The 20,965-nt window shown below is 56.2% G+C and carries 14 protein-coding genes; 4 read left to right on the top strand and 10 right to left on the bottom strand.

What is annotated here, in order from left to right; translation table 11 throughout:
* Window positions 1-286 precede the first annotated feature (286 nt).
* The gene (locus tag FD737_RS17145) at window positions 287-1,474 is read right to left on the bottom strand and encodes an MFS transporter (RefSeq protein ID WP_097118971.1); all 1,188 of its coding nucleotides are present in this window, start codon (window positions 1,472-1,474) and stop codon (window positions 287-289) included.
* Window positions 1,475-1,577: 103 nt separating this feature from the next.
* On the opposite strand from FD737_RS17145, the gene FD737_RS17140 reads away from it, so the two are divergent.
* Window positions 1,578-2,528: an AraC family transcriptional regulator gene (locus FD737_RS17140; RefSeq protein WP_097118970.1), complete on the top strand. Its 951-nt coding sequence runs from the start codon at window positions 1,578-1,580 to the stop codon at window positions 2,526-2,528.
* A 62-nt stretch (window positions 2,529-2,590) separates the two neighbouring features.
* Here the strand turns inward: FD737_RS17140 and FD737_RS17135 are convergent, their stop codons facing one another.
* The 6 genes from FD737_RS17135 to gltP form a co-directional block, all read right to left on the bottom strand.
* Window positions 2,591-4,135 (bottom strand): PAS domain-containing methyl-accepting chemotaxis protein, encoded by a 1,545-nt coding sequence (locus FD737_RS17135; protein WP_097118969.1) that lies wholly within the window; start codon window positions 4,133-4,135, stop codon window positions 2,591-2,593.
* Between the two features lie 373 nt (window positions 4,136-4,508).
* Window positions 4,509-9,203 (bottom strand): autotransporter outer membrane beta-barrel domain-containing protein, encoded by a 4,695-nt coding sequence (locus tag FD737_RS17130; RefSeq protein WP_370523096.1) that lies wholly within the window; start codon window positions 9,201-9,203, stop codon window positions 4,509-4,511.
* 197 nt (window positions 9,204-9,400) lie between these two features.
* Window positions 9,401-10,840, bottom strand: coding sequence for a PTS N-acetylmuramic acid transporter subunit IIBC (murP, locus tag FD737_RS17125; protein ID WP_160834088.1), 1,440 nt, complete (start codon window positions 10,838-10,840; stop codon window positions 9,401-9,403).
* Window positions 10,840-11,751, bottom strand: a complete 912-nt coding sequence (murQ, locus tag FD737_RS17120) for an N-acetylmuramic acid 6-phosphate etherase (RefSeq protein ID WP_160834087.1) — start codon at window positions 11,749-11,751, stop codon at window positions 10,840-10,842. The genes murP and murQ overlap by 1 nt, the downstream gene beginning before the upstream one ends.
* A gap of 150 nt (window positions 11,752-11,901) precedes the next feature.
* Window positions 11,902-12,306: a type II toxin-antitoxin system HicB family antitoxin gene (locus FD737_RS17115; protein ID WP_202404583.1), complete on the bottom strand. Its 405-nt coding sequence runs from the start codon at window positions 12,304-12,306 to the stop codon at window positions 11,902-11,904.
* A gap of 720 nt (window positions 12,307-13,026) precedes the next feature.
* Complete coding sequence (gene gltP, locus FD737_RS17110; protein WP_058960091.1) at window positions 13,027-14,328, bottom strand: glutamate/aspartate:proton symporter GltP; 1,302 nt, start codon at window positions 14,326-14,328, stop codon at window positions 13,027-13,029.
* A 581-nt stretch (window positions 14,329-14,909) separates the two neighbouring features.
* On the opposite strand from gltP, the gene acs reads away from it, so the two are divergent.
* The 3 genes from acs (at window position 14,910) to actP (ending at window position 19,017) form a co-directional block, all read left to right on the top strand.
* The gene (acs, locus tag FD737_RS17105) at window positions 14,910-16,865 is read left to right on the top strand and encodes an acetate--CoA ligase (protein ID WP_097118965.1); all 1,956 of its coding nucleotides are present in this window, start codon (window positions 14,910-14,912) and stop codon (window positions 16,863-16,865) included.
* A 173-nt stretch (window positions 16,866-17,038) separates the two neighbouring features.
* Window positions 17,039-17,368 (top strand): DUF485 domain-containing protein, encoded by a 330-nt coding sequence (locus FD737_RS17100; protein WP_160834086.1) that lies wholly within the window; start codon window positions 17,039-17,041, stop codon window positions 17,366-17,368.
* Window positions 17,365-19,017 (top strand): cation/acetate symporter ActP, encoded by a 1,653-nt coding sequence (actP, locus tag FD737_RS17095; RefSeq protein WP_160834085.1) that lies wholly within the window; start codon window positions 17,365-17,367, stop codon window positions 19,015-19,017. The genes FD737_RS17100 and actP overlap by 4 nt, the downstream gene beginning before the upstream one ends.
* Before the next feature lie 83 nt (window positions 19,018-19,100).
* Here the strand turns inward: actP and FD737_RS17090 are convergent, their stop codons facing one another.
* The 3 genes from FD737_RS17090 to FD737_RS17080 all read right to left on the bottom strand — a co-directional run bounded on the left by FD737_RS17090 (window position 19,101) and on the right by FD737_RS17080 (window position 20,880).
* Window positions 19,101-19,646, bottom strand: coding sequence for a YfaZ family outer membrane protein (locus FD737_RS17090; protein WP_034826879.1), 546 nt, complete (start codon window positions 19,644-19,646; stop codon window positions 19,101-19,103).
* Between the two features lie 120 nt (window positions 19,647-19,766).
* Window positions 19,767-20,462, bottom strand: a complete 696-nt coding sequence (locus FD737_RS17085; protein ID WP_160834084.1) for an LrgB family protein — start codon at window positions 20,460-20,462, stop codon at window positions 19,767-19,769.
* Window positions 20,455-20,880, bottom strand: a complete 426-nt coding sequence (locus FD737_RS17080) for a CidA/LrgA family protein (protein WP_034826883.1) — start codon at window positions 20,878-20,880, stop codon at window positions 20,455-20,457. Before FD737_RS17080 ends, FD737_RS17085 begins: the two co-directional genes overlap by 8 nt.
* Between the last annotated feature and the right edge of the window lie 85 nt (window positions 20,881-20,965).

Here is a 20,965-nt window from a genome sequence, read left to right as displayed (position 1 = left end):
GAGGCAGGCATTTCAAAGAGATTGCTAACAATACGCACAAGTGTTCAGAAGCAGGCTGGGGCCGCTTGGGGACAGGCAATCCGCAGCGCCGAACAGAATGAGTCTGCCAGGATAGCCCGCAGGACGCGGGCGGAAGGCGGGGCGGCACAGGGATGTGCCATCCCCCGCCGTTCCGTCAGGCAGACGAATGACGTGAGGGCACCGCGTAGCGGCGCGAGGACGCCAGTCCCAAAGCGGCCCCAGCCTGCGTGATCACGCGTGACTAAACACCGGTGCCGCAGGTAAATTAACCGTGATGACGAACGCGGGTAAAGATAGTGATGGCCGCCAGCAGCATCAGCACGCCGCTGGCGAGGAACACACCGCCCGCGCCGTTGAGATCAAACATCCAGCCACCGGCCGCAGCACCTGCGGTGATCGCCAACTGAATCGTCGCCACCAGCAAACCGCCGCCGGATTCCGCATCATCCGGCACCGCACGGGAGATCCACGTTGACCAGCCGGTCGGCATCGAACCGAATGCCAGGCCCCACACCGCCACGCCGGCACCGACCAGCCACGGCAGATTGCCAAAACTCACCAGCACCACCGCCGTCACACTCATTACCAGCGCCATGCCGGTCAGCGTCAGCGACACGCTGCGCGTCACCAGGTAACCCGCCAGTGAGGTGCCGAAGAAGTTCGCCACGCCAAACGCCAGCAGCACCAGCGACAGCTGATTGATATTGAGCTGCGCGCTGCTTTCCAGGAACGGACGCAGATAGGTAAAGAAGGCAAAGTGTCCGGTGAACATCATGATCACCGCCAGCATGCCCCAGCGCATCAGGCCGTTACGCAGCAGATCCAGCACGCCGCCGCTGCGCGCTTTATTCTCTGGCGGCATCGCAGGCAGTGTGAAGAACTGCCAGAACAACGCCAGCACGCCCAATGCACCGGTCAGCAGAAAGATATTACGCCAGCCAATAATGCCGCCGAGATAACTGCCCAACGGTGCGGCAATGATGGTCGCCAGCGAAATGCCGCTAAACACTATCGACAGCGCCTTCGGCACCTGATCGCTGGGCACCAGCCGCATGGTAATCGCAGTGGAAAGCGTCCAGAAACCGCCAATCGCCATGCCGAGCAGCACGCGCGCCAGCAGGATCATTGGCAGATTCTCTGCAAATGCCACCAGCAGCGCCGAGGCAATCAGCAGCAGCGTAAAGGCCAGCATCACGACGCGACGATCGAGACGACGCGTAAGGTTGCCGACCACCAGACTGGTGAGCAATGCCACCAGCGCAGTCACGGTCACCGTTTGGCCCGCTTGCCCTTCGCTCACCTGCAGCGAGTCGGCAATCGGTGTCAGCAAGCTCACCGGCAGAAATTCGGCAGTGATCAGGCCGAACACGCCAAACGCCATGGCAAACACCGCGCCCCATGCGGGTTTATCCACCGCTATACTTGTTTCGACTACTTCAGTATCCAGACTCATTTGCGATCCCCATCACAAAAATTCAGGTTGTAAGCATAGTGAGATGACGCAAGACGATCTATGATACAAAAACTTTGTTTTTTGATAATTCGTCTGGATTCGTATGAGCCGCTATGAAGATCTGACCAGTGAACTGCTGATGGGCATGCGCCTGTATGGCGTGAAATATCAGCGTATCGCCTTACATAACCCTTTTGGTTTGCAATACGATGACGCGCCGGGCAAAGCACAATTGCACTTTGTTGGCCGTGGATCGTTAATGATCCGCTCAGCGTCTGGCGTGATCTATCCGTTGCAGGCAGGCGATGCGATGCTGATCCCGCACGGCAAAGCGCACGCGTTGATCTCCAGCGAAGACGCCATTTGTGAACCGATTGGCACCTTCAACAGCAAACCGATCTGTGGCAGCGTCTGTGACATCGCTGACAGCAGCGAAGGTTGCCCGGACGACAGCGATGTCATTTTATTTAGCGCCTGCATGGCGTTTGAACTCGGCGGTATGCAGCCGCTGGTACACACCATGCCGGATGTCATGCTGGTGAGTACCTTGCTGGCGCAGTACCCGGAAATCCAGCCGATTCTCGATGCGATGGAGCGTGAAACCCGCGAGCGCAAAGCCGGTTTCGCCGGGATTCTGTCCCGACTGGCGGATGTGGTGGCGGCGCAGATTGTGCGCGGCTGGGTGGAAAACGGCTGCGGCAAAGGCAGTGGATTAGTGCAGGCACTGCGCGATCCGCGTCTTAGCCTGGCGATGGCAGCCATGCATCGTGAGCCGGGCGAAAACTGGACGGTGGAGCGGCTGGCACGCGAATCGGGCAGTTCACGCTCAGTGTTTGCCGCCCGTTTTCAAACGGCTACCGGCATGACGCCGCTGCGCTACCTCACTGAACTGCGCATGCGGCTGGCGGTGGAACGTATCGTCAATGAGGGCGAAGCGGTGGAAAGCGTCGCCTTCCACCTCGGATACGGCTCGCTGGCGGCGTTTAGCCGGGCGTTTAAACGCATTGTCGGCTCACCACCCGGCGCATTAAGGGCAGCGCGCGAGACGCTTTAACGAAACACGCTGATCGCTTCGACCAGACGATTCGGCGCATTTCGCGCCGCGTGCAATATCCTTTAACGAAACACGCTGATCGCTTCCACCAGGCGATTCGCCTGACGCGTCATGCGCCCGGACGCTTCGGCGCTTTCCGCCACGCGAGCGGCATTCTGGTGCGTGATATCGTCGAGATCTTCCACTGCAGTACTCACTTCACTTAACGCGATGGACTGTTCCGCCGTGGCAGAACTGATCTGGGCAATCAATGCCGTGACATTTTGCACCTGGTCGACAATATCCTGCATGGTGCGCCCGGCCGCATCAGCGTGATTACTGCCCGACTGCACGCGACCCGCGCTGGTTTCCACCAACGTTTTGATTTCACTGGCGGCTTTGGCGCTACGCTGCGCCAGGCTGCGCACCTCGCCCGCGACCACCGCAAACCCTTTGCCCTGCTCACCGGCACGCGCCGCTTCCACCGCGGCGTTTAACGCCAGAATGTTGGTCTGGAAAGCGATGCCGTCAATCACGCTGGTAATATTGGCGATGCGTTTCGAGCTGTCGGCGATCTCCGCCATCATCCCCACCATCTCCTGCATCACTTCACCGCCTTTCAGCGCGGCGTGGCTGGTATTTTCTGACAGCTTGTTTACTTCATTAGCCGTATCGGTGTTGCTTTTCACCGTGGCGGTCATTTCATTCATGGTGGCGGCGGTCTGCTGCACGTTGGCCGCCGCCTGCTCAGTGCGACGGCTCAATTCGTCGTTGCTGCGCGCTATCGCACCGCTGGCACTGAGTACATTGATCGCCTGGCCGCTCACATCATCCACCAGCCAGCGGAACATCAGGCCGAGCTGTCCGATGGCACGCAGCGTGATCCCGATTTCATCCACACGATCTAACTGATCCACCTTATGACTGGCGCCAGTGGCGACGCTTAATGCCTGGCGGCAGATACGCTCCATTGGACGGGAAATCTGCTGCTCCAGCCATAGGCTCGCCAGCAGCAATAAACCTGCCATGCCTGCGGCAAAGCTGCCCAGTGCCATCGGTGCCATCCCCAGCAGCCAGACGCCGATAACAGACAGCGGCAGTACGGCCAGCAAAGTAGAGCGAATACGCCAGCGCAGCGGCATAATTTTTAACAGTGATCCGAGACGACGCCAGCCGGTCCCGACCAGCAACCCTTTATGGAAACGGCGGCCTTTGGCCCGCCCTTCGCGGAAATCACGGTACAGCGCTTCGGTCTGACGGATCTCTTCGGCGGAAGGTTTGGTGCGTACCGACATGTAACCCTGCACCTTGCCTTCACGCACCACCGGAATCGCATTGGCTCGCACCCAATAGTGATCACCATTCTTACGACGATTTTTCACCAGCGCGGTCCAGGGTTCGCCCTGTTTCAGGGTGGCCCACATGTCGGCAAACGCTTCCGGCGGCATATCCGGGTGACGCACCATGTTATGCGGTTGCCCATTGACCTCCTCCGGCTCGAAACCGCTAACCTCAATAAAGGCGTCGTTGGCATAGGTTATGTGGCTGCTGAGATCGGTGGTCGACATCAGCGTGGCGTCATCATCAAAGATAAATTCACGCTGAGTGATAGGCTGGTTGTTCCGCATGTGTGTTGTCCTTGCAAAATGCAGGCTAAAGGAAAAAATCAATTAAACTTTTTTACCTTTTCGGCAGCAGAGCAGGCAGGCTTTAGCACGAAGAATTAATTTTTATCCTGAATTAAAGCCATGGTGAACAATGCCCTTGTTTTTTGTGGCAGAAATTGATCGATAAAATTTTATTTAGAGTATATGAAATCAAGGTTTTGCAGACGCGCAAGATGAGCAAGGTGCACATCAATGTGCACCTGAGCCAACTCCCGCAATTGATGGCGATCAGGCCGATTCCCGCATCCGTATAATGACGCCATTTATCGCGACCTGACCAAATACCGCAGCCATTGAACGACGACATTCAAGGTGACGCTTGAAATGTCCTCATTTAAAACTGCCACCTCACGCCAACGTTATAGCGCCACCCTTTGGCCCCGTTGCCACTGATCTCTTTGCGGTAGTCCGCCTCCGCATACAGTGAAACATCCTTCTGCAACGTGGCGGTGCCGCCCGCGCCCACTTCCCACATCTGGCCAAAGTGGCCGCTGGTAAAGGTGGCGCTCAGCGCAGGATTTTCTACCGAAGAGATGTTGGTCTCTGCCGTGCCGCCCCAGCCTTTGTAATAGTTGGCGCGCAGGTAAGGGGTGTACTGGCGATTGCTGTCGTCGGTCCAGGTGCGATCAAGACGTGCGCCTAAACGTCCGATGGTCTGGTTGTAATCACCGTAACGCACCTTGTTGCCATCTTCATCGGTGAAGTCGTTCATGTTGAGCTTCATGTACATCAACTGCGCCTGCGGTTCCAGTTTATAGCCATCGCCGAGATCAAACGGATAGCCACTCTCCAGCGAGGCGGTCCAGCCATGGCCCTTCAGCTTCGCTTCCTGTTTTTGCCGTGCGATATCGGTTTCACCACGATGCCAGTCGAACGACAGCACGCCATCCAGATAGAAACCGTTTTGACGCTGCCAGGTGCCGTAAAAGGCCAGGCTGTCGCTGTCGAAGGTGGTGCTGCTGTAACCGTCTGCGGCATCCGGACGGATGCGCGTGTTACCTCGGGTATAGGCTAAGCCACCGCGCAGGCTGTCTTTATCACCGTCGAGGCGCAGCACGTTGCCACCCACCTGCACCGCGCTGTAATCCAGATCGAAGTCATAGCCGTAATCGCGGAAGCTCTGGTCGCTTTTGTACTTCAGATTTGAGCCGATATAGCGCAGGAACATCTCGCCGCCATCGCCTTCCGGCCGTGTCTGCTCATGACGCAACTCACCAAGACGCTTATGCAGATCGTCGATAATCGCCGAGGTGTAATACGCCAGGCCAACAGGTGCAGAGATATAGGACGGCACCTGCGGCACCACGGCGGGACGCGCATCGTATATTTTCCCGCTGCCAAACGCATCAGTGATAAAGGTCGATGGGCAGCTGGCGCCATCTTCGCAAACGTAATAATTCGCCAGCCGGTAATCCCAGTAATTGTTGCCACTGCCGCTGACCAAACGCTGGCTGGGATCGGTACTCCCCGGTGCGAAGGTGTAGAGCCGGTATTGCCAGGGCCCTGCGCCGAGATAGCCGTCTTTAAGGGCAACACTCTCGGGGCCAGCGTTACCCGCCACCTGTGCCAGCGAAATCCCCTCGTTGCCCTCAATGCCGCCGTTACGGTTGAGGTCGGTTAACGCGCCGGTGCTGCTGTCGGTCAGTTTGACGTTCACCAGCGTCGTGCCCGTGGCATTGCCTGTGACGTTGAGGTGGTCAGTGAACTGATTACTCAGTGTGCCACCTTCGTTAAGGTCAGTGATCAGATTAAGCTGGCCGCCGCTGGAAGCCAGTGAACCATTGATATTCAAGGTGTTGCCCGGCGAGCCCGCGCCGTTAGTCAGATCGAGAATACCGGCGTTGTTCACCGTGAGTGAATCCGCCGTGCCGCCCGCTAACGTCGGATGCACATTGTTGCCAGCATATAACGTGGAATCCGCATCCACATTAATGGTGCTGTGCGCCAATTTGAGGTTATCGGTCAACGTCCACTGCGTATCGGCAAAGTTGATAGTGCTCCAGCCGCTGCCGAGGTTAACCCCTTTATTAAGGTCATCGGCGCTCAAGCTCCCGCCACGAGAATCGATCTGGTTGAACGTCAGGGTGTTACCGGTTCCGCTGCCGCTGGTGAGGTGATAGGTGGTGCCGAGATCCACATTGTTGACCTCCGCACTATTGTTATTGTCATTGCCCATCGTCAGGCTGCCGTTAAGCGTACCGCCCGTCCAACGGAACACATCGGAGCCGCCGCCGGGGTTGATATCGCCGCGCACATCGCCTTCAGTGAGCAGGATTTCATCATTGGCATTGCTACCGGCCACCGCCACGGTTTGTGGATTGGCGGTAATAATGGTGCCGTAGTTAACAAATAGGGTTTTGCCCCCGCGCAAATCGACCACCGGCGCGGTCAGGCTGTTCGAAGTAAACGTCCCGGTGTTAACGATGGTGCCTGCTGTGCTGGAGATCAGGGCCGATCCGCCCGCCGGATTGTCGATCGTGACATCTGCGGCGGTGGTGACATCGCCGGTGGTGTTGGCGCGAATACCGCTGCCGCCCGCGCCGGTGACATTAAATTGATAGCCCGATCCCAGTGTTAGATTGCCGCTAGTGGTCGATCCATCCACATTAGCGATGTTCAAGCCGGTGCCGCTGCCTGTCACATTGCTGGTCACCGTGGAGGCCGGATCAAACGGCACAGCGGTGCGGATCCCGTTGCCATTTGCCACGTTGAGTGTGAGGTTGCTCAGGCTGACATTGCTGAGTTCGGCACGGTTTTCGATGCCGTTGCCGCTGCCCAGTACATTCACCGTGGCATCGTTTGCGCTGAGCGCAGTCGCGCCGTTATCGACCAGGATACCGTGCGCCGTGCCACGCGTGGTGATGACGGTATCACTGCCGGTTAACGCCAGCTGTGCGCCTTCACTTATGCGCACACCTGCCACGCCGTTATCGACGTTGATCACGCCGCCTTTGGCCAGCGTGCTGCCGCTGCCGGACACATCCAACCCGGTACCGTTCGCCACATTTACCGTGCCGTTGTTGGTCATCGTGCTACCTGCGCGCGAGCGGATACCGATATTATTGCTGCCGTTGAGATCTACCGTACCGTTGTTTACCAGCGAGGCACCGTTGGTGACATCAAACCCAATGGCGTTGCTGCCTGCGCCGCTGAGGTTGGCATTGCTGGTAACGGCGGTCGTTGCTGAGGTGCCATCCAGCGCGTTGCTGAGATCGCTGCGCAGATTATTGACCAGCACGCCCACTGCATTATTACCGCTCACATTGATGCTGCTGCCGCTATCAAGCGTGGTCGCCGCGCCGCCTTCGGTACGAATCGCCGTGCTGCCTTGGCCGCTGGCGGTGAAGCTGGCGTTAGCCGTGTTCAGCGTGCTGCCGTTGCCAGAGACAATAACGCCGGTGCCGTTGACGCCGCTGGTAGTCAGCGCCGTCGGGTTGCTGAAGCTCAGTGCGGCGCCATCATCGATGCGGTATCCGGTTGAATTCAGCGTATTCACGTCCAGCGCGTTGGCGGCCGAGATGATCCGCGAGCCGCTGCCTGCCGCGTGATAAGCAATCTGATCGCTGTTATTAAATATTGGTGTGGATCCGGCGGCGATATTCACCCGTGCGCCGTTGATTGCCTCTGCGCCAATAGCGCCAGTGCCGTTAAGATTCAAGGTGCCGCTGTTGAGATTGGCTATCGCCCGGCTGCCGCTGGCGCTCACTCCCCGGCTGCGGCGGGTGATACTGCCGCCATTCACGTCGATGTTGCCGCTGTTGTTAGCCGTGGTATTGGCCGTGCTGCCGCTGCTGTTCACCGCAATCCCGGTGCCGCCATCGTTGATGCTGATGTTGCCACTGTTAGTGCCGGTCGCGCCGCTCTCCACGCGTATGCCAGTGGCGTTTGTGCCGCTGAAAGCAATATCTCCAGTGTTGGTAAGCTGTGCGCGATTGCGCGCCAGATAGCCGATCAATCCGCTTTGCGATGAATTCAGTGCCGCAGCAGAACTTAACGCGGTGCTGGTTACCGGTGCGCCGCTGTTGCTGCCCGCCAGCGTATGTTTCTGCCCATCGACAATCGCGCCAATCGCGTTGTTGCCAGTGAGATTGATGGTGGTGTCGTTGTCGATGGTACCCGTTGCGCCGCCTTCAATATTCACCCCCGTCGCGCCCGCGCCACTGACGCTGAGCGTGGCGTTGCGGGTGTTCACCTCGGTGCCACCGCTGCCGCTGCCGTTCACCGCCACAGAACCTGCGCCCGATGCGGTGAGCGACAGATCGGTGCCATCAAAATCCGCGCCCTGCTCCACGCGGAACAGTGTCGAGTTGGTGGTGGTGACATTGAAGGGATTGTTGCCCGCAACGTTAATCCGCGCATCAGGGCCGTAGGCGAAGAAAGCGATTTGATTGCTGCCGTTGCTGAAGGTCGGTATCGCGTTGGCTGCTACCTCCACCGTGGCATTGCCGCGCGCGTGGACACCAATCGCACCCGTGCCGCTCAGATTCACCGGACCGTTAACGTCTGCGCTCGCCTGACCGGAGCCCTGGCCTTCCACCCACACGCCAAAGTTGCGCGTGCCGCTGGCCGGATCCGCGCCGCCTGCGACGTTGATGGTGCCCGTTGAACTTGCGGAAGCAGTATTGCCATTGGTCGCCACCACTTTCACGCCTGTGCCGTTGACGCCGTTGAGGTTGATGGTGCCGCTATTGTCGATGGTGCCTCTGCTGTTAGTCACCAACATGCCGACGTTTTCACGCGGCACGCTGGCGGCGGCACCGTTCACATCAATGGTGCCGTTATTGACCATCGTGACCCCGCTGGCACCGGTCGCCGACATGCCCGCCGCGTTCTGCACCTTTGAGCCAATCACGATGTTGCCGTTGTTGGTGGCAGAGCCGTTAGCCACCAGCGCGATCCCGCTGGTCAGGCCGCTCTGATTCATGGCGGTATCCGCCACGTTGTCGGTCAGGCTGTTCTGTGGACCACGACCAATATAAATCTGCCCATCGACATTATTTTTTCTTAGCAGTTTACTTACGAATGGCACGGCATGTTCGGCGATATCAGCGCCAGGCTAAGCGATACGGCGAATTGCAAAAAACGTGACATAAATCACATTTAAATTCATTCAATCTTTAAGGTTTTGCCGGCGTCTCCCCCGTAGCGGCACGCCATCTCAGGCTTCATTCCAGCTTCACCGTAGCGGCATGATGTCGTGTGCTGCTACGGTGAATAGCAATGGCATTAGCTGAGATCGACGCCTTTGGTTCCGCCCCACCAGGTAAAGGCAAATCCACCGACCCACGCCACGATTAATCCGGCGAGATACACCGCCATACCGGCAAAGATCCCCTGTGAAGAGGTCATCAGCGGCAACGTAACCAATCCGGAAGGCCCAAATACCGTATTCATCCCCACCGGCAGACCGAGCCAGGCTACCAGACCAATGAAGAATCCACCTAGCGCACCGCCACAACAGGCAGTAATAAATGGCTTCAGGCGTGGCAGCGTAACGCCATAAATCAACGGTTCGCCCACGCCCAACAGGCCCGGCACTATTGCGCCCTTGATTTGCGTACGCAGCAGCGAGTGCTTATCGGCCTTGCACCACAGCGCGAGAGAAGCCCCAACCTGACCCGCACCCGCCATCGCCAGAATCGGGAATAATGAGTTAAAGCCCTGGGTTTCCATCAGCGCAAAATAGACCGGAATGAAACCCTGATGAATCCCGAACATCACTGCAATTAAAAATAGACCGGCCAAAATAGCGCAGCCAAAGGGATTGTTATTGAGATGAATAAACAACCATGACATGCCTTTAAATAACTCACCGCCAATCGGCATAATCACCATAAAGGTGATGGCGCCGGTAATTAATAACGTGAGTAACGATGTTAAAATCATGTCGAGATTATAGGGGATAATTTTACGCAGTTGTTTCTCAATCCACGCACCGAATATCGCCGCCAATAATACGCCGATAATATTGCCGCGCGGGTCAATCGCCATGCCAAAGAAATCTGACATTCCGCTGTAATAACCCACGGTGGCTTTTGGCATATAACCGAGCACAAACAGTGAAGCGATAATGGCACCGTTCACGCCAGTGCCACCAAAGGCTTTCTGCGCGTTATAACCAATGAGGATGCTCAGGAAGGTGAACAGTCCCTTGCCGAACACTTTCATGTAGGCCACGGTATCCAGCAGCCACTGCGCATGTTCACCGGGCTGGTTGAGGTGGAAAATCTGCTCAATCAGCGTGGCAAATCCCAACAGCAAACCGGCACCAATAAAGCCGGGAATCAATGGCGTGAAGATGGTGGCGAAGCAGGAGAGAAAACGGTGCAGCGCGCTGGTTTGCTTCGCTTTCATCTGCTGCTTTTGGGCGGCAGCAATAGTGCTGAGATCCTGCGGTTTTTCCGTTTCATCGCTATCCAGTAATCCCTGCATTTTCTCAGCGGCGGTTTGCGCTTTGCCGGGCCCCAGTACGATTTGCAGCTGCGCATCACTGTCGATCACCCCCAATACGCCGGGCAGCGTTTTCAGTTGGGCATGATCGACTAATGTGGCATCCGCGAGCGTCAGGCGCAGACGCGTCATGCAGTTGCCGCACTGCACAATGTTACGCGCGCCTCCCACCGCTTGCAGGATATCGCGCAGTAATCCTTCGGTGATGGCAGCCATTATTGCGCTCCTGCGTCACGCAACGCGTTACGGATAAAGCCGCTGTTTTGCTTCAGCAGCGCCTGGGCCTCGCTGGCATCCAATCCTGCCAGCACCATCACAATTGCCGTTTTGCAGTGACCGTGACAGGCGTTGAGCGCCTGCTGTGCGGTGGCATCGTCACAGTCGGTGGCCTGTTTGACGATGTTGATTTGGCGCTGCACCAGCTTTTGGTTAGTCGCTTCCACATCCACCATCAGGTTGCCATACACCTTACCGCTACGGATCATCGCGCCGGTGGTCAGCATATTGAGCACCAGCTTTTGTGCCGTACCGGCTTTCATACGCGAAGAACCGGTGACCACTTCTGGCCCCACTACCGGGGTGAGTGCCACATCCGCAGCCTGTGACATCGGGCTGTTAGGATTGCAGGTTAACGCCGCGCTAAATGCACCCTGCTGTTTCGCATACGCCAGCGCGCCCAATACATAGGGCGTACGGCCACTGGCGGCAATCCCCACCAGCACATCATTAGCGTTGAAATTGATGTCCTTCAAATCCTGTGCGCCCTGCTCGACATTGTCTTCCGCATTCTCCACCGCCTGCAAAATCGCTGTATGGCCGCCGGCAATTAAACCCACGACCTGCGAGCGCGGCGTGCCGAAGGTCGGTGGGCACTCGCTGGCATCGAGAATACCGAGGCGGCCCGATGTACCCGCGCCGCAATAGATGAGGCGCCCGCCTTTGCTAAAGGCCGCAGTAATCGCATCCACTACCTGCGCGATCTGCGGCACAATCGCTTCCACTGCCAGCGCCACTTTTTTGTCTTCATCATTAATGACGCGCAGCATCGCTTCAGTGGATAGCTCGTCAATGTTGTGGCTCGCCGGGTTACGCCCTTCGGTGATCATCTGGCTGAGGTCGATCTGCATCACACACTCCTGTGAAAGAATAATTTATTCAAAAAAATATATACCATTTTGAATTGTTAATTCCTGCTCGGTTGTCATGTTTTTGTACTTTTTGCAGATGCAGGCATAAAAAAACCCGCCGGATGGCGGGTAGATGTTTAGCTATGTTGGTTACGCGTTCGCTAATTCTCTGCGCGCTAACTCCGCCAGAAAACCGCTGCGCGATCCATACTCGCGATGGGAATCTACATAGCTGTCTATTTTGCTGAGCAGATTTTGTGGCAAAGTGATGTTGAGCTTTACTGCTTTACCTTCATAGCGACTCAGATCGATCTCCACGAATGCCCAGTAGCCTCCCTGACACTCTTCATCATGAATATGTGTCTCAATGGCTGCCGCCTTAGGGATGGTTTTACCTGCATCCGCTAAAGATTCTACGTGTGAATCAATCGCGTTAAGTGCGTCGCGCAGCGCATCGTCCACACTTTTACCTGCAAAAAAACATCCCTCTACATCCGGCACAAAACCTGACCAGCTATTGTCCTCTGTCTTATGCAGATAAACGGGGAATCTCATGTTTAGTCCTCTCTAAAAAGGAATATTTGAGTGGTTATAGTGGGTATAAAATTAAGCATGATTCAGGCAATGGAAAATACAGGACGCGTCTTGGATAGTAAAAAAACAGCTGAATGACGTGCATTGTGCAATAACGCAGTCTGGGGCCGCTTAGGGTCTGGCGTCCTCACGCCGCTAACGCGGTGCCCTCACGTCATTCGTCTGCCTGACGGAACGGCGGGGGATGGCACATCCATGTGCCGCCCCGCCTTCCGCCCGCGTCCTGCGGGCTATCCTGGCAGACTCATTCTGTTCGGCGCTGCGGATTGCCCGTCCCTAAGCGGCCCCAGCCTGCTCCTGAACTTCTGTGCGTTTTGCTAAAAAAGGCACCAATACAAATGGCCGTAGGCCCTCTGCGGCTGCAAGGACTATCCGCAGCGCTGAGGCTTTTACGTTGGGCCAGGAGGCAGGCGCAGGGATACGACTGGCAGTTCGGGTTGGCCAGGACGGCCTTACCCGAACGATCCGTAGGCACGACATGGAAGCCGAAGGCACCGCGTCAGCGGCGCGAGGACTGACCTTATAGCCGCAGAGGAGCTAAGGCCCGCCCCCACGCACAAACAAAAAAGGCTGCCATTTATGAAAATGGCAGCCTTACAGGAACTCTACTTAACTAACAATCCATTCACCAAATGGCGAGGCTTGAGCGGCGCGATGATGAGACACTCACCTTATCGTGCCTTAACTGGCTTTCTGTGTGCGCAGTTCCAGCTCGTAGGCTTCGGCCTGCCTGGTGTCGAACTGGTTTTCCCAGCGCGCAATCACCAGCACCGCCAGCGCATTACCGATCACATTCAGCGCAGTACGCGCCATGTCCATGATGCGGTCCACACCGGCGATAAACGCCAGGCCTTCCAGTGGAATACCCACGCTGCCCAGCGTTGCCAGCAGCACCACGAAGGAGACGCCCGGCACGCCAGCAATCCCTTTCGAGGTCACCATCAGCGTCAGCACCAGAATGATTTCATCGGTTAGCGACAGGTCGATACCGTACAGCTGCGCGATAAAGATCGCCGCGATGCTCTGATACAGCGTTGAACCATCGAGGTTGAATGAGTAACCGGTCGGCACCACGAAGCTGGTGATGGCTTTCGGCGCACCGTAGGCTTCCATCTTCTGCATGATGCGTGGCAGCACGGTTTCTGAACTGGAAGTAGAATAGGCCAGAATCAGCTCATCTTTCAGGATGCGCATCAGCGTGGTAATACGCAGTTTACACATGCGCGCGACCGTTCCCAGCACCACGAAGGCAAAGAACAGAATCGCCACGTACACCAGCAGCACCAGCTTGGCCAGCGGATAGAGCGAGGCAAAACCAAAGTTGGCGATAGTGACCGCAATCAGCGCAAACACACCGACTGGCGCATAGCGCATGATCATGTGCGTCACTTTAAACATGGTTTCAGACACTGAACGGAACACGGTCACCAGCGGATCACGATGTTCTGAAGGCAGCGCTGACAAGCCCATACCAAACAGCACCGAGAAGAAGATAATCGGCAGCATGTCGCCCTTCACCAGCGAGGCGAAAATGTTCTGCGGGATCAGCGACAGAATGGTGGTCACCAGGCCGTGAGGCGCCCCCTGTACCGCTTCCGTTGTGGCTTCGTATTTAGAGATGTCCACCGTTACCAGCGTAGACATATCAATGCCGCTACCTGGCTGGAATACGTTGGCCAGCGTAATGCCGACCACAATGGCAATGGTGGTGATCACTTCAAAATAGACGATGGTTTTGACACCAATACGCCCCAGTTTTTTCGCATCGCCAACGCCAGCAATGCCGACAATCAGGGAGGAAATCACAATCGGCACCACAATCATCTTGATCAGATGAATGAAGATGTCGCCTGCAGGGGTGAGAATGTTAGTGATTAACCATTCACGATCGTCTGGCTGATTATGCAGCACGGTTCCGACGATAACGCCGAGAATCAAGGCAATCAAAATTTGCCAGGCAAGGGTGAGCTTAAAACCTTTCATAACGCGTTACTTTCCTCAGTAAAAACCCCTTTGCTCCTCTGCGAAGCTGCAGAAGACATGACGCACAGGGAAGTGAGCAAAAGCCCGATAAAATAGAGGGTTATAGTGGACTGCATCAGACACTGCTGCGTAAGCATTTTGCGCCTGCGCGATGATGCAGCCTGAGTGGATACCTGCTGAACAGGGCCGAGATAAGTACCATTTTCACTGCGGTAATTGCAACCCCTGGGGGGTTAGCGTAAATCCTGCGCAACTGAGTAGCATAAAATGCTGACATTAACTTTTAGTCATAACTCGCTGTTATGAAAAGTGTTAATTCGATAATTTTCCGCATAGCTATTCAATTTCGGGCAAAAAACCGCCTGGCGCGTTTGCTGATTATTTAACCAGCGACAACGTCTGATTCCGCGAAAAACCCCAGACTGGGTCTCATTGGTTTACGTGATGAACAGTATGAATTCGGGCGCTTTTCAGGCATACAAAAGGTCGTGATCCAGACTACAAAACAGAAACAAAGCCTAGTCACGCTCTTCAATTAACCTTTGATTGACATATGATTAACATCTTCAAGGAGGTCAGCCATGAGCCAAATACATAAGCATCCTGTACCCGCTGCCGTTGCAGCGAATGCCCTGATTAATGCCGACCAGTATGCGGCGCTGTATCAACAATCGGTTGACGATCCCGACGCCTTTTGGGGTGAGCAAGGTAAAATCCTCGACTGGATCAAGCCTTACAGCAAGGTGAAAAATACCTCTTTTGCACCGGGCAATATTTCTATTCGCTGGTATGAAGATGGCGCGCTGAATCTCGCCGCCAACTGCCTCGACCGCCATTTGCAAACGCGTGGCGATCACCCGGCGATTATCTGGGAAGGCGATGATGCCAGCGAAAGCAAAACCATCACGTTCCGTGAACTGCACGGAGACGTGTGCCGCTTTGCCAACGTGCTGCTGAGCCTTGGCGTCAAGAAAGGCGATGTGGTCGCCATCTACATGCCAATGGTGCCCGAAGCCGCGGTGGCAATGCTGGCCTGTGCACGTATCGGCGCGGTGCACTCAGTGATCTTTGGTGGCTTCTCGCCGGAAGCCGTTGCCGGTCGTGTGGTGGATTCCAACGCGAAGCTGGTCATTACTGCCGATGAAGGCGTACGCGCCGGACGCAGCATCCCGCTAAAGAAAAACGTCGATGATGCACTGAACAACCCGAGCGTCACCAGCGTGAAAAACGTGGTGGTGTTCAAGCGCACCGGTAAAGATACCGGCTGGCGCGAAGGCCGCGATCTTTGGTGGCACGAGTTGGTGGCGAAGGCCAGCGATCAGCACGAACCGGTAGCGGTAGAAGCCGAGCATCCGCTGTTTATCCTTTATACCTCCGGTTCTACCGGCAAACCGAAAGGCGTGCTGCATACCACCGGGGGTTATCTGGTATATGCCGCCAGCACCTTCAAATATGTGTTTGATTACCATCCGGATGATGTCTACTGGTGCACCGCCGATGTGGGCTGGATCACCGGACACAGCTATCTGATTTACGGCCCACTGGCCTGCGGCGCCACTACCCTGATGTTCGAAGGTGTGCCGAACTGGCCGAAGCCGAGCCGTATGGCTGAAGTCGTCGATAAGCATAAGGTGACGCTGTTGTATACCGCGCCAACCGCCATCCGCGCCCTGATGGCCGAAGGCGACAAGGCCATTGAAGGTACCAGCCGCAGCAGCCTGCGCATCATGGGTTCCGTCGGCGAGCCGATCAACCCGGAAGCCTGGGAGTGGTATTACAAGAAGATTGGCGACAGCCGCTGTCCGATTGTGGATACCTGGTGGCAGACCGAAACCGGTGGCTTTATGATTACGCCGCTGCCAGGCGCGATTGAGCTAAAAGCCGGATCGGCCACCAAGCCGTTCTTTGGCGTGCAGCCCGCGCTGGTGGATAACGAAGGTAATGCGCTGGAAGGCGCAACCGAAGGCAACCTGGTGATCAACGATTCGTGGCCAGGCCAGGCGCGTACGCTGTTTGGCGATCACGATCGCTTCGAACAAACCTACTTCTCCACCTTCAAAAACCGCTACTTCAGCGGAGACGGCGCACGCCGTGACGAAGATGGTTACTACTGGATCACTGGCCGCGTCGATGACGTGCTGAACGTCTCCGGCCATCGTCTCGGCACTGCAGAGATCGAATCGGCGCTGGTGTCACATCCGAAGATTGCGGAAGCGGCGGTTGTGGGTATTCCTCACAGCATTAAAGGCCAGGCGATCTATGCTTATATCACACTGAACCACGGCGAAGAGCCCTCGCCAGAGCTGTATACCGAAGTGCGTAACTGGGTGCGTAAAGAGATCGGCCCGATTGCCACGCCGGATGTGCTGCACTGGACCGACTCACTGCCTAAAACCCGCTCCGGCAAGATTATGCGTCGTATTCTGCGCAAAATCGCGGCGGGCGATACCAGTAATCTCGGCGATACCTCAACCCTGGCCGATCCGGGCGTGGTAGAGAAATTGCTGGAGGAGAAGCAGTCCATCACCATGCCGTAACCGGCATCGACGCGACGGAGAGTGTCAGCCTGTTCACGGCAGGCTACTCTCCGTCATCCCTACCTTACGCCGTACGCTTTTTACCATCGCACAACCTATATAACTAGAATATTCAGCAGTTTAAATCATTTAACCGTGAGATATCTGCCTGCCTTTCCTCTGGAGAAACTGTGATGAACGAAGCCCTAAATCAACAGCAAGCAGTCTGGCAACAAATCGAGAGTAATCCGCGTTTTCAGGAACTGGTGCACAAGCGCCAGTCCTTTGCGCTGTTGCTCAGTATCATCATGCTGGTGTTGTACGTCGGCTTTATTTTGCTGATCGCCTTCGCCCCTGGCTGGCTCGGTACACCGCTGCATGAAGGCACCAACGTCACCCGCGGGATACCCATCGGCGTCGGCTTAATTGTGGTGTCATTCCTGCTCACCGGCATCTATGTCTGGCGTGCTAACGGCGAGTTTGATCGCCTGACCAAACAAATCCTGAGCGAGGTGAAAGCATGAAGCGCCTGTTCTCAGCTTTGTTAGCGGTGGTGCCTGCCAGCGTGTTTGCCGCCGATGCCATTACCGGCGCGGTGCAAAAACAGGCCACTAATTATGAAGCCATCATCATGTTCGTGGTGTTTGTGGCGGCGACGCTTGGTATCACCTACTGGGCCTCCAAACGCACCCGTTCCCGTAGTGATTACTACACGGCGGGCGGCAACATTACCGGCTTCCAGAACGGTCTGGCGATGGCCGGTGACTTTATGTCTGCGGCCTCGTTCCTCGGGATATCGGCGCTGGTTTATACCTCCGGCTACGATGGGCTGATTTACTCGCTCGGCTTCCTGGTCGGCTGGCCGATGATTCTGTTCTTGATTGCCGAGCGCTTGCGTAACCTCGGGCGCTACACCTTTGCCGATGTGGCTTCTTATCGTTTGCAGCAGAAACCGATTCGTACGCTGTCGGCCTGTGGCTCACTGGTGGTGGTGGCGCTGTATCTGATCGCGCAGATGGTTGGCGCGGGCAAACTTATCCAGCTGCTGTTTGGTCTTGATTACCATATCGCCGTGGTGTTGGTGGGTATTTTGATGGTGATGTATGTGCTGTTTGGCGGCATGCTGGCCACCACCTGGGTACAGATTATCAAAGCCGTGCTGCTGCTGTTCGGTGCCAGCTTCATGGCGATTATGGTGATGAAAGCCACTGGCTTCAGCTTCAATACGCTGTTTACCGAAGCCATGGCAGTTCACCCGAAAGGCGCGGCGATTATGCAACCGGGCGGTCTGGTGAAAGATCCGATATCGGCACTGTCTCTTGGACTTGGATTGATGTTCGGCACCGCTGGCTTACCGCATATTCTGATGCGCTTCTTTACCGTGGCGGATGCACGTGAAGCGCGTAAGAGCGTGTTCTGGGCCACCGGTTTTATGGGCTACTTCTACTTCCTGACCTTTATCATCGGCTTTGGCGCGATTCTGCTGGTCGGCGCGAATCCGGCCTTCAAAGATGCTTCAGGCGCGCTAATTGGCGGCACCAATATGGCGGCAGTCCATCTGGCGAATGCGGTGGGCGGCAGTCTGTTCCTCGGCTTTATCTCGGCGGTGGCCTTCGCCACGATCCTGGCGGTGGTTGCCGGACTGACGCTGGCCGGGGCTTCGGCGGTTTCTCATGACCTGTATGCCAGCGTGATCCGCAAAGGTCAGGCGACTGAGCGTGATGAGTTGCGGGTGTCGAAAATTACCGTACTGATTCTTGGCGTGGTGGCGATTGTGTTGGGTATCGCGTTTGAGAAACAGAACATCGCCTTTATGGTCGGACTGGCGTTCTCGATTGCGGCCAGCTGTAACTTCCCGATTATTTTGCTCTCAATGTACTGGTCAAAACTGACCACGCGCGGCGCGATGATTGGCGGTTGGCTGGGACTGATTACGGCGGTGGTACTGATGATTCTCGGGCCGACTATTTGGGTGCAGGTTTTAGGGCACGCCAAACCGGTCTATCCGTATGAGTATCCGGCACTGTTCTCAATGGCGGCGGCGTTTATCGGCACCTGGCTGTTCTCGATTACCGATCACTCCAGACAGGGTGCTGAAGAGCGGGCTAAATTCCGTGGTCAGTTTATTCGTTCACAAACGGGCGTAGGCATTTCGCAGGGCAAAGCGCACTAAACAAAAAATGCCGCCCAAATGGGCGGCATTCAATTTGTGCGATGATGAATCCGACGCGCCATCAGGTGCATCGGGTTTCATCATTAAAAACGCAGTGACGCGCCCACGTATGGGCCATCGACCAGCACGTTGTCTTTGCGATCGCCTTTGTTGTTCAGCTCGATGTACTGATAACCCACACGCAGATTCAGCAGTGAAATCGGGGTGAAGCTCAGACCACCAGACGCTTCTTTGTAGCTGTCCAGACGATCGGAGAACGCTTCCGGCGCGTAGTAGTATTCGCCGTACAGGCCCCACATACTGTTGAAGTTGTACTGTGCACCGGCACCTACAGCCACGGTGAAGCCATCACGACCATCTTCCGGATGGGTGAACAGTGCTTTGGCGGTAGGGGCAATGCGGAAGTCGCCAAAATCGATGTTGTAGCCCGCGCCCAGACCGTAGGTGCTGCCATCGTGATCGCTGCGCAGCCAGTTGCCTTTCAGGAACAGGCCAGGAGAGGTGGTGCCGAGGCCAAGGTTCAGGTTGGTGCTATGCTCACCCACGTCAACACTGCCCTCAATTGCCTGCGCGCCGCTGCTCAGCAGTGCCAGACCCAATACGCTTCCAGTAACAAGTTGCTTAAACATATGATTCCACTCCATGAAGGACAAATAAGTCGGCGCAAAGGGTAACAGCCTGGCAGCAGGAGACAACTTTATTTGGAAACCTTTACGTAAAAATCGATGACAGTGCGCAAAAAGCGGCCATCAGGCCGCCCACAACAAGTGGCTCAACAGCGGTGCCAGAATCACCGTCACCACGCCTGACAGCATCATCACCAGGCTCGATACCACGCCCTCTTGCTGACCTAATTGATAAGCGCGAGCCGTTCCCGCACCGTGCGACGCAGCACCAAATCCGGCACCTTTTGCCACGCCCTGTTTGATGGCCATACGCAGAAACAGCACATCGCCTACTGCCATGCCAAACACCCCGGTTATCACCACAAACAGCGCCACCAAATCCGGCTGGCCGCCAATCGGCAGTGCAGCCGCCAGTGCAAATGGCGTAGTAATCGAGCGCACCGCGAGGCTGCGCTGGATGGTTTCCGGCAGCATCAGCAGTCGCGCCAGCCATACCGAACTGCACACCGCCACCAGCGTGGCGGTTAACACGCCGACACTCAGCGATAGCCAGTGGCGCTTGATGATCTCCAGGTTCTCATACACCGGCACCGCAAACGCCAGCGTTGCCGGGCCCAGCAGCCAGATAAGCCAGTGGCTTTCCGCGATGTAATCTTTCCAACTGACGTGTGTCAGCAGTAGCAGCGCCACCAGCACCACCGGCGTCATTACCAGCGGCATCAGCAGCAATGTCTGTTTGCGGCGATAGAGGCGTTTGTTAACGTAATAGACCAGCAGCGTCAGCGCCAGACACAGCAGGCTAATGATGAAATCAGCCATGATGTGCCTGCTTACGCGCCGCACGCGCCAGTTCGAAGCGGTACAGACGATCCACCACCAGCGAGGTCGCCGCCAGCACTAATAAGGTACTCACCGCAATCACCACACAGATGCGCCAGCCTTCACTGCGCAGCAAATCGCTATAATTGACCACCGCCACCACCGCAGGAATAAAGAACAGCAGCATTTCCGCCAGCAGCCAGTTGGCCCCGGCTTTCACCCAACGCAGCGGCACCACGCGTGTCATGATCAATAGCAACAGCAGCACCATTCCCACCACATTGGCGGGCAGCGGCAAATGCAGCCAGCTCACCAGTTTGTCGCTGGCCATAAACAGGCCGATATACAGCACCAACTGCAATGGCACAAAAACACGTTGCAGGATGTCCGTTCTGCGCGGACTCAATGCAAGCGCCATTTTCCTTCTCCCCAGAATTAAACGTTGGGCTTAGTATAAATCCGCGTCAAACTGTGAAAGAAATGAATTAAAATTATTCAAACTA

The sequence above is a fragment of the Pantoea sp. Seng genome, from assembly GCF_009829935.1.
Taxonomy (GTDB): domain Bacteria; phylum Pseudomonadota; class Gammaproteobacteria; order Enterobacterales; family Enterobacteriaceae; genus Pantoea; species Pantoea communis.
The sequence above is the reverse complement of the archived record's forward strand: the minus strand, read 5'-3'. Positions and strand labels throughout refer to the sequence as shown.